This window comes from Kiloniella majae, assembly GCF_002118315.1.
GTDB lineage: Bacteria > Pseudomonadota > Alphaproteobacteria > Kiloniellales > Kiloniellaceae > Kiloniella > Kiloniella majae.
This window is the reverse complement of record NZ_MTSZ01000002.1, coordinates 677625-689656: the sequence shown is the minus strand read 5'-3', so window position 1 is coordinate 689656 and position 12032 is coordinate 677625. Positions and strand designations below refer to the sequence as shown.

Genomic DNA, 12032 nt, shown 5'->3' with positions numbered 1-12032 from the left:
TACCGCATGATCCGAATTATTGCTGTTTACTTACTGACAGTTAAATCTGTTAACACTAACCTACCGCTATTCGGTAAATAGGACGTTAACAAAGGAAAAAATTGCCTAGTAGTGGGAAAAAATTGCCCAGCGGATTGAATCAAATTTTGTCTATATAAGTCAAGAGCTTATTGTCTTTTAAACAATAAGCTCAGCAAAAAACACTTTTAGATAGTAAAAAATATCGAAAATATACGAAATAAATGTAGATTTCCTTTAATGTTTTGACGTTTCTTTGTGTTCTGTATCAATGCGATATTTTTGTAGATGAGTGGTTCTCAGACCGCGTAATCCATGATTATCGATTAAACGTTGCCAAGAAAGAAACTCTTCCAAAGAGAGCTTATAGCGCTTGCACGCATCATCCAGGCTGATGACACCGTTTCTGACCCCAGCGACAACTTGGGCTTTCCTTCGTATAACCCACCTTTTTGTTTCTGGTGGTGGTAGATCATCAAGAGAAAGAGGATGTGTATTGATATCTGCATCACTCGTCCGCCGGCTTAAATTGCGAGACGGCATTGTTTTCTACTCCAGCTATTCAAATAAGAATTGCTTTTATAGCTTGTGGATATTGAAAAACTATTAATATCAATAATTTAGACAATTTATCTTAAATTTTATGTATTATATAAATTGTCTTTTTAAACAGCCTTTTAAGGGCAAAAAAACAGCCACCCAGTTTTGGGTGGCTGAAAAAATAATTTTTTGTTTTCTTTTTATTTTGTCTATCTCGCAATTCTGATGAGCTCATCAAGCATTTCATCAGCAGTTGTGATGATTTTTGAGCTTGCTGAATAAGCTTGCTGAGTCACGATCATTTTTGTGAACTCTTCGGCGAGATCAACGTTTGATGCTTCGAGTGAGGAAGAGGCAATTAGGCCCGCACCGCCAATCTTAGGACGGTTCAGCAAGAAGTTACCTGAATTTGCTGTCGCGCTGTATGCGTTGCCTGTTCGCCCCTCGAGGCCATTGGGATTCGGGAACATACCAAGAGGTATTTGGGCAATATCCAATTGTTCTCCGTTATCAAAGAGAGCGGTAACCACGCCTTCTTCACTGACAGAGACGCCACGGAAATTACCAAAAGTCACACCGTCTTGCTCTGCAGAGTTAAGAATGAAGTTGCCCGAGAACTGGATAATCCCGTCAGGAGAACCCACAGTGCCTGCATCAAGAGCAATGGTGCTGTTAGTAGCGCCTGTTGAACCGACAGACCAATCAATGGTAATTGGTGGCATGTTGATTAAGCTAGGAACACCACCTGAGAACTGTATGGTTCTGGGTAGATTGGCAACGATACCACTGGTTGCTCCGTTCAGGGTTGGGTTTAGGACTGTCATTGACCAGTCATTAGCAGCGGTTTTGGTAAATGCAAGCTGCATGTCATGGGTATTTCCTAAGTCATCATAAACCTGAACAGTTGCTAAGTATTGATCATTATACTGTGTCGCTGTGGATGCAGAAGCTGCGGCTGTTTCTGTGATCGCATTACCGTAACTTCCAATATCAATGGTACTTGTTGAGCCATTGTTCCAGGTATAAAGAGGATCTGGAGGTGGGAAACCAGAGGTCGGTCGCCCTGTTACAGGGTCAAAGGTAACGTTTGTTGGACCGCCATTGTTAACAGTACCACCAGCCGGTGCTAATGCTTCAAGAGTCCACTGGTTTGGCGCGGCAAGTTTTGTCCAGCGATAAGTGACTGACTGAGCTACACCTGTTGGGTCATTTACTGTCGTGACTACATCATGTGTTGTACCTGCTGCTGCTGCACTGTTTAAGTTAACTTCCATAGCGACATCGCTGGTCTGTTCTGTTGGTAGAACAGTGGATGGCAGGTTCAAAGCCAATTCCAGGTTCGTTGTGGCGCGTGCAGTACCGTTCAGATTTGCCACGTTAATTGTTTCTAGGCCAGTAAACGTACTGCCACTTGTCGGAGTTGAGCTACCCGGAGTTATAGGCCAGCCTTGCAGATAATATCCTCCAGCATTGACGAGGTCGCCAGACGCATTGGGTCTGAAAGAACCCGCACGCGTAAAGAGGTATTGAGTACCGGTTGTGTTGCCCGCGCGGTCTGCGACTACAAAAAAGCCTTTGCCTGCAACGGCAAGATCGGTAGCGGATGCTGTTCCTTGTAATTGCCCTTGTTTATCAATATTTCTCAATGGAGCTGAACGAACACCGCCTGGTGCATAGAGTGTTTCACTGGAAGATTGCGCGACAAGGGTGGAAAAGCGTGCGCTTACACCTTTGTAACCAGTCGTGTTGACGTTTGCGATATTATCCGAAATCATGCCCATAGCATTACTTTGAGCCGAGAGCCCGGATACGCCAGAATAAAGGGCGCCATAAATACTCATGATCCAATCTCCCTAGTGATTAAAGTTGCTGTCAGGCAGAGCAAGCTCTTGGTGCGATAAAATAAATCTATGTAAGTGCTTATTTTCATCTTAAGAACTTCCTCCTGTGGTGGACTGTTTTTGAATGACGGCTTGAACACTATTAAGCGGTGCTTCAATTTCGCCGATGTTTAAAATCACGCTGCCATTGCTCATTTGGACGCCAGTAACCGTGCCCTGAATACCTTGGGCTGTCTGTATTACTTTCTCTTGAGAATCTTTTGCGACAACGCTGAAAGCATAGATACCTTTTTCCATATCGTTGCCGTTGTCATCTTTACCGTCCCAGTGAATTTCATGTTGACCTGCGGATGTTTGACCTTGAAGCGTCCTAACTGTCTTGCCTTCAGAGTTAAGTATTTTAATCTCTGTTGTAGCTGCATTAGCAGTCAGGCCATAAATAGCGTCAGCGCCAGAATCACCCAAACTAAGAACAATACTGTCTGCTTTGACTTCCTTGCCAACGTAATCAAGAGCTGACGTCAACTGTGTATTACTCTGAAGGGCAATTAAGCTGTCGAGCTTTTTGTTTGTGTTTAAACCCGCCTCAGTTTGCGTAAACTGTGTCAGCTGATTAACAAATTCAGTGTTATCTGTTGGCTCCAATGGGTCTTGATTTTTTAATTGAGTTGTTAACAGTTTCAAGAACATATCAAAGGTATCATTGATAGACTGTCCGCCGGTTAATGAGCCTGACCCGCTGGAATCCTGATACTGTACTCCGTTAACGGCGGCTGGCGTTTGTGCTGCTTGTGTATCCATCTTACTATCCTGCCGTCCGGTTAAACGTTAATATCCAAATCGCCATCATGTGACGATTGCTTTATTGTTTCAGTTGCTTCAGCCATGTCTTCTTCTGTAGCAGAAGAGGTATCTGAACCTGCTAATTCCGAACCACGATCTGACGTTGCGCCTTGTTCGCTACCGTCTTGCTTTAGGTTGAAACTCAGGCTTTGTCCGTCCGTTTTAAGGCCAGCATCTTGTAGGGCCTTTTCAAGCATGCGCGAATCTCGTTGAAGCATATCCAATGTGTCAGGGCGTTCGGCCGAGATCATTGCCTTCATAGTAGTGCCATCAACAATTTCGAGTTTTACGTCGACGCGGCCCAGTTCAGACGGGTGCAATTTGATGGAAATACTGTCTTTGTTATCGCCAACTGCTTTTCTGATGTGTATCGATAATTGGTCTGCTGGCGTTACATTCATTGATTTAAGTGTACTTTGCATTGGTGCCGTTGGTGCTGGCTTGGATGTGCGGCTAGTCGCGGCTAAGGTTTCTGCAAAATTCAGGTTTGTTATTTGAGACTGAGCCTTTGTATTAGTTACCTGGCCAATGTCCATTTTTGCCATCCCGTTACCATTTTGGGATTGGGCATTCGCATTGCTTCCATTTTGTCCGGCGTTGTTGGCAAGGGCAGCCTGAGCAACTTGACCCGGCGTAGCAGTTTTTCCGTTAACTGTTTGGGTTGCATTGGCTGTCACCAATCCCTTTGATTTGTCTTGCGCACTAGCATTTGCAGAAGCCGTACTGATATCTTGACTATTTAGCGCATTAACAGATGTTGTTGCTGTCAAATTGCTTATCGGCCTTGATGTGATATCAGCTTCAGTAATCTTAACAATGGCTACTCCTGATTTATTTGGCCCAGGATTTACATGCTCGGGTTTTGTATTTTGTTGCGCCGCTAAAGCTGTTGCATTTTGATTAACTGCAGAGCTTGCTGCTAGTTGCTTTGGTTGAGCAGCGACTTGTGTGGTGCTTTGTGGAGCTGTTGGCTCAACAACGACAGCAGCTACATCAGCAATACTTTCTTCAGACGTTTCGCCAGAATCAGCCTCTTTGCGTTCTATGGCGTCATCTTTGTTCTTAGCATCTGAAGTCTCTGTGCGGGTGTCCTTGCTCTCAGATGACGCATTAGAGGCGTCGTTATGATTCGTGGAATCTTCCGATGTTTTAACATCTTCATCAGCTGAGGATGTCGAGCGGCTACTGTTCGTGTCTTCGTCGACAACGCGGGGGGCTTCTACGCTCTTTTCCGGAGCGCTAAAGCTTATTTCCCGCTCGGCTGGCCAAGGCGTTTTGTTGAAAATCTTTCCCAGTAATGAGTTGTCCCGTGTGAGTGACGGATTAGCTGCGGCCGATTTCCCGCCGGAGCCAACAGAGTTCAGATATTCTGCGAAAACCTGACTAGCGCTTGCGGTCGTCTGTTTGGCTTTTGCAGTCGATTGCTGCGAGGTCGTTCTGGTTATGTCGATATTGTAGTTGTTCATCATTCTATCCCTGAATCTTTAATCTTTAGGCCAGGTGGAGACCTGAACGACGATGGTTCTGGGTGGATGATAAGGGCCATGTAAAGCATTCTTCTTCGAGGGTGGGATGAAGCGTTACCCAGATCTGTCGAAAGCTCATCATAAGGGCAATTGATTCTTTCGCTGATTCAAGATCATTTTTCACATTGGTGCGGGTAATATTGGCAATCAGACTGAGATGCGTTTGCATAAAAGAGCTGCGGACATTTTCGGAAATATCTGCTTTCATTTCTTCTTCTATAGAGTCCAGCAAAGCAGATGCTTTCATTGTCGCATTAAACCGTTTTTCTATTTCCAGCGCGGTCACGGCATCTTTGGCTTCTCCCAAGGCATTGATAACCTGGTTAATGAGCATCAAAACTTCACCGGGAGACGTATCTAAAGTGTCTAATGGTGTTGCTGTGTTGTCTGCTTGCCAATGCATTTTGTGTCCAATCCATCTTGAATTACAAAAACTCAGGATAATTAATGCAAAGTGCGGGCCAGTTTTGCTAGTCTTGTTTGGTTGTTGATTTTTAAGGATAAAATTTGCGAGAGGCAGGTGGTCGGAAAAGAATGCCGAGTATAGATGGTAGGAAAAGGTTAAAGATGCCGGGTGAAAATAGAAGTAGGCGAGGTGGCCTGATAATGAGTGTTTTTATATAATGATACCTGTTGTGATTTGGTGAGAGAGTGATGTTGTTTCAGGTTTTGGGTTTAATTAACATCAAGTGACCCTTAATTAAGGGAGAGTTATACACGGTTTAATGACGAGGATGATTCATATGCTTTTCGTAAGTGATCCGTGAGATTTTGCTGACTTTATATATACGTCCTATGCGGAAGGTATATTTAATCTTAACTGAGTTGGGTGATTTAAACTCAATTTTACTATTTTTTCTACAATCAATTCGAAGTCTTTCATTATATTTTTTATTACAATGCCGTGTGTTTAATTGTGTGTGAAGTAAGTCTCTTGTTTCTTTTGTTATCTTGTCATTTGAGTAAAGCTTTGTGATGTGTAGGGGGGGGGCTAGCATAGCACTGCTGGTGATGAAATGTTGATGAGTATTTTTTTCCTCATTTGTTATTTATTACTAGGAATCGTTTTCCATAAAGGGGGTAGAAAACGACATATTGCTAGATGTATAGGGGTATTTTTTTCTATATAAAATATGAAAATGTTGTTTAAGTATTTGATTTGTATATAAAAATTTAATTGGCACGACCTTTGCATTTTCTGTTTCGAATTCAACGTATGCCGTCTTGGGCGGTGGAATGGCAAGCAGCCTTCCGTTGAGCTAAATGTGAAAGGAAAGAACATGCCTACAGTAACAACGAATACAGCAGCGAACTCTGCGCTGCGTTTTTTGAATTTGAACTCCACAAAATCTGGAAGTTCAATTTCCAAACTTGCTTCCGGTTCTCGGATCGTGAATGCATCTGATGATGCCGCTGGACTTGCAATTGGTACTCGACTTCGTGCTGATAGTAATGTGTTGCAGCAAGCGTCGATCAACTCTGCGCAAGGTGCATCTGTTATGCAGGTCGGTGATGGTGGTCTTGCACGAATAGCAGATGTTTTACAGAGGTTAAAATCCTTGGCTGCGGCCTCTCTTTCTGGTGTGCCGACTGTTATCGAACGCGGTTTTATCAATGCGGAGTACTCTCAATTACTTGAAGAGATTAATGGTATCGCAAGCAGTACGCGATTTAATGGTGAGTCTCTTTTGGATGGTACAGGTGCACAGTTTGGTACTGGGACGGTTAACTTTTTTGTTGGTGTGACGCCAGCAGATGTCATTCCCGTTGATATTTCGTCTTTAAGTATTTCTGCAAGTAATTTCACATCGGGAGGTTTGGCCTCAGGTGGAACGGTTCTTAGTTCTACGACTGTGACGACACCTGCTGCTGCTACAACAGCGATGGCCTCTGTTGATCTGGCTATTAATGAAGTTTCTGAAGCGCGTGCAAATCTTGGCTCAATCGTTTCTCGATTTGAATTCAGGCAACAACAGGTTGCGACTTCAAAGGAAAACATTGATGCAGCACTTTCATCTGTGATGGATGTCGATCTGGCTGCCGAGCAATCTCGTCTTGTATCTTCGCAGGTACTTGTTCAAGCCTCGGTGTCAGCATTGTCTCAGGCGAACCAGTTGCCTCAGACGCTGTTATCACTACTGCAATAGCCTGGTACTTATTAACTTTCACATAGCTCTTTGGGCGCCCAGGATGGGCGCCCAAATATGTGTCAGGGCGTATTTGTATTTTAGGTTTTTAAAAGGGGCTGGGCTAAAGTAATAAATATTTAAGATTTAGTTTGGTCTGATGTGTTAAGTATATAAAATCAAAAATTAATTTAACTCATTGAGGCTGCTTTGATACCGTTATTGATTCCCGATATGCCGACTGTAAAAGATTTGGTGTCTTATTTGGAGATGATAGATAGGGATAAGTGGTATACGAATTTTGGTCCAAGATTATGTGCCTTTGAAGATCGTTTAGCTGACCATTTCAATGTGCAGAATAAAAATATTACGACAGTTTCAAGTGCCACATCGGGTCTGTCGATTGCCCTAAAAGCCGTTTCTTCTGATTTTAAAGCATCCTCTAAAAATAAGCGTCGTACCTGCTTGTTACCAGCTTGGACATTTGTAGCATCCGCTCAAGCGATTGTTGAAGTAGGTATGGATGTCTTGTTTTGTGATGTCGATCCTGTGACAGGGGCTTTAACGCCGCAAATTGTTTCAGAGTATTTAGCAATCCCCTCAAATCCCAGGCCTGATGTCATCATGCCGGTTGTCCCTTTTGGTGGAACCGTTAAGGTTGTTGATTGGGATGCTTTATCGGTAAAAGCAGGAATTCCTGTGGTTATAGATGCTGCTGCTTCTTTTTATTCTCTAGAGCCTGGTGACTGTCCTGCTGTCGTTAGTCTTCATGCGACAAAAGCTTTTGGGATTGGTGAGGGCGGGGCGATTATTTCTAGAGATAAGAATATTATTCAAAAAGCACGTCAATTTAGCCAGTTTGGCTTTGTTGATGGTCGAGTTGCCTTGTCTTATGGTGGAAATTATAAGTTGAGTGAATATCACGCAGCTGTTGGCCTGGCGCAATTTGATCGTATTGAGGGAATGAAGCGGAGGTATTCAAAGGTAAGAAAAGAATATTTTGCCCACTTTGCTACCTGCGAAAATATTTCTTCCCTGCCTGACGAGGACATGAAAGTAAGCTCCACACTTAATATAGCCCTTGATGGTAAAAAAGCTAATGTAGTCGTTAAGGCGTTAAGAAAAAAAGGTATTGGGGCTTCTATTTGGTGGGAAGATCACTTATATCGAAATCAATTGTTTAATGTCTTGAGCGCATATAATTCTTTCCCTGTTGCTGATATGTTTTATAAGACTGTTGTTGCTTTGCCATTCAGCACCAGCTTGTCGGAAAAGGATATTTTGTTCGTTGTTAATGGGATTCGTTCTATTTAATCTTCATAATACTGTATCATTTATCAAGGTGATAGGTGGTATTTGTAATGTTATTCATCAATGGCACTTGCGTTTGTTAACTAAATTTTAATATTCTATATACAAGATTCGTAACGTAGTTGAAGATAAATTGGATTTATTTTTAGCGAAACTATTTTGATCCAAGAAGGAATGGAATAGTAGGTTGCCAAGAAGGCGACCTTTAAAGTGGCTTTACTCAGGATGGGTTTAGCTAAGCATACTTCAAGTAGAAGGAACTATATTATGCCCGTAGTTGGTACAAATACTGCAGCAAACTCTGCAATCCGTTTTCTTAACAATAACTCTATGAATGCTTCTACGTCAGTGGCGAAACTTGCTTCTGGGTCTAGAATCGTGCGTGCATCTGATGATGCTGCCGGTCTTGCGATCAGTACAAAACTGACATCTGACGTTACTGCGCTTAAGCAGGCGGCTACAAATGCTTCCCAAGCGGCTTCTATTCTTCAGGTTGCTGATGGTGGCCTGGCGCGTGTCAGTGATGTGCTTCAACGTATGAAGGCGCTGGCAGCACAGGCATTGTCTGGTACAGTTACAGATGATGAGCGTGATTATATTGACGCCGAGTTTCAAGCCCTTGATGATGAAGTTCTTGGAATTGAGCAAACGACGACCTTTAACGGTAGTGCGCTGATTGATGGTTCGTATAATCAGAACTTTTTCGTTGGTTTAAGTGCTTCAGGTGCCGTGAATAATATTGCTGCTAACTTGTCTGGCGTGAATGTTGCTGTCGTTGGTGGGGATGTGCAAGCTACCGGTACCGCTGCAACTGCATTTACAAATGTCAATACTCAGATTGATGCAATTGCGGAAGGTCGTGCAAATGTTGGTGCGTTGATTTCAAGATTTGAAACGCGCGGGCAACAGGTTGCTACGTCCATTGAGAATATTGAAGCTGCGAACTCTCAGCTTAAAGATGTGGATTTGGCTGCTGAACAAAGCAAGCTTGTAACGGCAAATGTGCTAACGCAGGCGGCAGTTTCTGCCTTGTCACAGGCTAATCAGATACCGCAAACACTATTGAGAGTTCTTCAATAAGCTCTTAATAATAGTTATTGGTCGTGGATATTTCGGTATCCACGGCTTCTTTAAGGTCAATATTGTAAGTTGTATGTATGGTATGATGTTAATGATACTTTGTTCTTGTTAACTAAATTTCAATACTCAACATGCAATACTTGAGGCGTAGTTGAAGATATGTTTTGTATATTTTCAGCGAAACTATTTCGATTCAGGAAGGAACGGAATAGTGGGTTGCCAAGAAGGCGACCTTTAAAGTGGCTTTACCCAGGATGGGTTTAGCTAAACATACTTCAAGTAGAAGGAATTATATTATGCCCGTAGTTGGTACAAATACTGCAGCAAACTCTGCAATTCGTTTTCTTAACAACAATTCATCTAATGCTTCAACGTCAGTGGCAAAACTTGCTTCTGGGTCTAGAATCGTGCGTGCATCTGATGATGCTGCCGGTCTTGCGATCAGTACAAAACTGACATCTGACGTTACTGCGCTTAAGCAGGCGGCTACAAATGCTTCCCAAGCGGCTTCTATTCTTCAGGTTGCTGATGGTGGCCTGGCGCGTGTCAGTGATGTGCTTCAACGTATGAAGGCGCTGGCAGCACAGGCATTGTCTGGTACAGTTACAGATGATGAGCGTGATTATATTGACGCTGAGTTCCAAGCCCTTGATGATGAAATTCTTGGAATTGAGCAAACGACGACCTTTAACGGTAGTGCGTTGATTGATGGTACTTACAATCAGAACTTCTTTGTTGGACTGAGTGCGTCTGGTGCCGTGAACAATATTGCTGCTAACTTGTCAACTGTGAATGTTTCACAGCCTGGTGGCGATGTGCAAAGTACCGCTAATGCAGGAACTGCGTTTACGGCCGTCAATACTCAAATTGATGCGATTGCGGAAGGTCGTGCAAATGTTGGTGCGTTGATTTCAAGATTTGAAACGCGTGGACAGCAGGTTGCGACATCCATTGAAAATATTGAAGCTGCGAACTCTCAGCTTAAAGATGTGGATTTGGCTGCTGAACAAAGTAAGCTTGTAACGGCAAATGTGCTGACGCAGGCGGCAGTTTCTGCCTTGTCACAGGCTAATCAGATACCGCAAACACTATTGAGAGTTCTTCAATAAGCTCTTAATAGTAGTTATTGGTCGTGGATATTTCGGTATCCACGGCTTCTTTAAAGTCAATATTGTAAGTTGTATGTATGGTATGATGTTAATGATACTTTGCTCTTGTTAACTAAATTTCAATACTCTACATGCAAAATTTAAGACGTAATTGAAGATATGTTTTGTATATTTTCAGCTAAACTATTTCGGTTCAGGAAGGAACGGAATAGTGGGTTACCAAGAAGGCGACCTTTAAAATGGCTTTACCCAGGATGGGTTTAGCTAAACATACTTCAAGTAGAAGGAATTATATTATGCCCGTAGTTGGTACAAATACTGCAGCAAACTCTGCAATTCGTTTTCTTAACAACAATTCATCTAATGCTTCAAATTCAGTTGCAAAACTTGCTTCTGGATCTAGAATCGTGCGTGCATCTGATGATGCTGCCGGTCTTGCGATCAGTACTAAGTTGACATCTGACGTTACTGCGCTTAGGCAGGCGGCTACAAACGCTTCCCAAGCGGCTTCTATCCTACAAGTTGCCGATGGTGGCTTGGCGCGTGTCAGTGATGTTCTTCAGCGTATGAAGGCATTGGCGGCACAGGCATTGTCTGGTACAGTTACAGATGATGAGCGTGATTATATTGATGCCGAGTTTCAAGCCCTTGATGATGAAGTTCTTGGAATTGAGCAAACGACGACCTTTAACGGTAGTGCGCTGATTGATGGTTCGTATAATCAGAACTTTTTCGTTGGTTTAAGTGCTTCAGGTGCCGTGAATAATATTGCTGCTAACTTGTCTGGCGTGAATGTTGCTGTCGTTGGTGGGGATGTGCAAGCTACCGGTACCGCTGCAACTGCATTTACAAATGTCAATACTCAGATTGATGCAATTGCGGAAGGTCGTGCAAATGTTGGTGCGTTGATTTCAAGATTTGAAACGCGCGGGCAACAGGTTGCTACGTCCATTGAGAATATTGAAGCTGCGAACTCTCAGCTTAAAGATGTGGATTTGGCTGCTGAACAAAGCAAGCTTGTAACGGCAAATGTGCTAACGCAGGCGGCAGTTTCTGCCTTGTCACAGGCTAATCAGATACCGCAAACACTATTGAGAGTTCTTCAATAAACTCTTATAATAGTTATTGGTCGTGGGTATTTCGGTATCCACGACTTCTTTAAAGGTTAGTTATCTGTTATACTTTTTTTGTTTTAATTTTTTAGGAAGGAGGAGGTCTGATGTCAGAAATAACTATCTCTGGGCAACCTGCTCAACCTATTCCGAAGACTTCAGCTTCTGGTTCACGTGCTTTAGGATTAAATTCGGGAAATGCACCTAAAACTCAAGCTGCTGTTAATGTTCCGCATAATGAAGAGGCAAAAACAGCGCAATCACTTAGCGCTAAAGCTGGACCTCAATCTGTCTCTGGTGTTTCTATCGATGCGGCCGCTGCGTCTCAGTTGTCATCAAACATTGTGACCTATCGCGATAGTGATTCCGGTCGTTTAGTTGTTCGTTTGATTGATGAGAATAATAACGCTGTAATTTCAGAATTCCCGAGTAAAACGATGTTGGGTAATTATCCAAAGCAGTCAAGTTTACCATCCTTGGTAAATGTTAATCTGGATACAGAAGCATAACTGGAATGCATCTTGCA

Annotated in this window: 11 protein-coding genes; 6 read left to right on the top strand and 5 right to left on the bottom strand. The window is 43.0% G+C overall.

From position 1 onward, the window contains the following. Nucleotides 1-255 precede the first annotated feature (255 nt). From sciP to BKB51_RS09350, 5 genes are all read right to left on the bottom strand, one after another. The gene (sciP, locus tag BKB51_RS09370; protein WP_085900813.1) at nucleotides 256-561 is read right to left on the bottom strand and encodes a CtrA inhibitor SciP; all 306 of its coding nucleotides are present in this window, start codon (nucleotides 559-561) and stop codon (nucleotides 256-258) included. A 206-nt stretch (nucleotides 562-767) separates the two neighbouring features. Next, nucleotides 768-2399 carry a flagellar hook protein FlgE gene (locus BKB51_RS09365; protein ID WP_085900812.1) on the bottom strand — a complete coding sequence of 544 codons (1632 nt, stop codon included), beginning with the start codon at nucleotides 2397-2399 and terminating at the stop codon, nucleotides 768-770. Nucleotides 2400-2489: 90 nt separating this feature from the next. After that, nucleotides 2490-3200, bottom strand: a complete 711-nt coding sequence (locus BKB51_RS09360) for a flagellar hook assembly protein FlgD (protein WP_085900811.1) — start codon at nucleotides 3198-3200, stop codon at nucleotides 2490-2492. Nucleotides 3201-3220: 20 nt separating this feature from the next. Next, on the bottom strand, nucleotides 3221-4711 hold the full coding sequence (locus tag BKB51_RS09355; RefSeq protein ID WP_085900810.1) for a flagellar hook-length control protein FliK: 1491 nt from the start codon (nucleotides 4709-4711) through the stop codon (nucleotides 3221-3223). Between the two features lie 22 nt (nucleotides 4712-4733). Further along, nucleotides 4734-5171, bottom strand: coding sequence for a flagellar protein FliS (locus BKB51_RS09350; protein ID WP_085900809.1), 438 nt, complete (start codon nucleotides 5169-5171; stop codon nucleotides 4734-4736). 877 nt (nucleotides 5172-6048) lie between these two features. On the opposite strand from BKB51_RS09350, the gene BKB51_RS09345 reads away from it, so the two are divergent. From BKB51_RS09345 to BKB51_RS09320, 6 genes are all read left to right on the top strand, one after another. Continuing rightward, nucleotides 6049-6915 (top strand): flagellin, encoded by an 867-nt coding sequence (locus BKB51_RS09345; protein WP_085900808.1) that lies wholly within the window; start codon nucleotides 6049-6051, stop codon nucleotides 6913-6915. Between the two features lie 213 nt (nucleotides 6916-7128). Continuing rightward, a complete protein-coding gene (locus BKB51_RS09340) occupies nucleotides 7129-8208 on the top strand; it encodes a DegT/DnrJ/EryC1/StrS family aminotransferase (RefSeq protein ID WP_085900807.1) in 1080 nt (359 codons plus the stop codon). A 264-nt stretch (nucleotides 8209-8472) separates the two neighbouring features. Further along, nucleotides 8473-9285, top strand: coding sequence for a flagellin (locus BKB51_RS09335; protein WP_085900806.1), 813 nt, complete (start codon nucleotides 8473-8475; stop codon nucleotides 9283-9285). A gap of 296 nt (nucleotides 9286-9581) precedes the next feature. Next, entirely contained in the window at nucleotides 9582-10394 is an 813-nt protein-coding gene (locus tag BKB51_RS09330; RefSeq protein ID WP_085900805.1) for a flagellin, read from the top strand. Nucleotides 10395-10690: 296 nt separating this feature from the next. Beyond that, nucleotides 10691-11503, top strand: coding sequence for a flagellin (locus tag BKB51_RS09325; protein WP_085900804.1), 813 nt, complete (start codon nucleotides 10691-10693; stop codon nucleotides 11501-11503). A 110-nt stretch (nucleotides 11504-11613) separates the two neighbouring features. Further along, entirely contained in the window at nucleotides 11614-12015 is a 402-nt protein-coding gene (locus BKB51_RS09320) for a hypothetical protein (protein WP_085900803.1), read from the top strand. Nucleotides 12016-12032: the final 17 nt, after the last annotated feature.

Coding starts and splice junctions, on each gene's coding strand:
- sciP (WP_085900813.1), bottom strand. CDS start 561: ATGCCGTCTCGCAATTTAAGCCGGCGGACGAGTGATGCAGATATCAAT.
- BKB51_RS09365 (WP_085900812.1), bottom strand. CDS start 2,399: ATGAGTATTTATGGCGCCCTTTATTCTGGCGTATCCGGGCTCTCGGCT.
- BKB51_RS09360 (WP_085900811.1), bottom strand. CDS start 3,200: ATGGATACACAAGCAGCACAAACGCCAGCCGCCGTTAACGGAGTACAG.
- BKB51_RS09355 (WP_085900810.1), bottom strand. CDS start 4,711: ATGATGAACAACTACAATATCGACATAACCAGAACGACCTCGCAGCAA.
- BKB51_RS09350 (WP_085900809.1), bottom strand. CDS start 5,171: ATGCATTGGCAAGCAGACAACACAGCAACACCATTAGACACTTTAGAT.
- BKB51_RS09345 (WP_085900808.1), top strand. CDS start 6,049: ATGCCTACAGTAACAACGAATACAGCAGCGAACTCTGCGCTGCGTTTT.
- BKB51_RS09340 (WP_085900807.1), top strand. CDS start 7,129: ATGCCGACTGTAAAAGATTTGGTGTCTTATTTGGAGATGATAGATAGG.
- BKB51_RS09335 (WP_085900806.1), top strand. CDS start 8,473: ATGCCCGTAGTTGGTACAAATACTGCAGCAAACTCTGCAATCCGTTTT.
- BKB51_RS09330 (WP_085900805.1), top strand. CDS start 9,582: ATGCCCGTAGTTGGTACAAATACTGCAGCAAACTCTGCAATTCGTTTT.
- BKB51_RS09325 (WP_085900804.1), top strand. CDS start 10,691: ATGCCCGTAGTTGGTACAAATACTGCAGCAAACTCTGCAATTCGTTTT.
- BKB51_RS09320 (WP_085900803.1), top strand. CDS start 11,614: ATGTCAGAAATAACTATCTCTGGGCAACCTGCTCAACCTATTCCGAAG.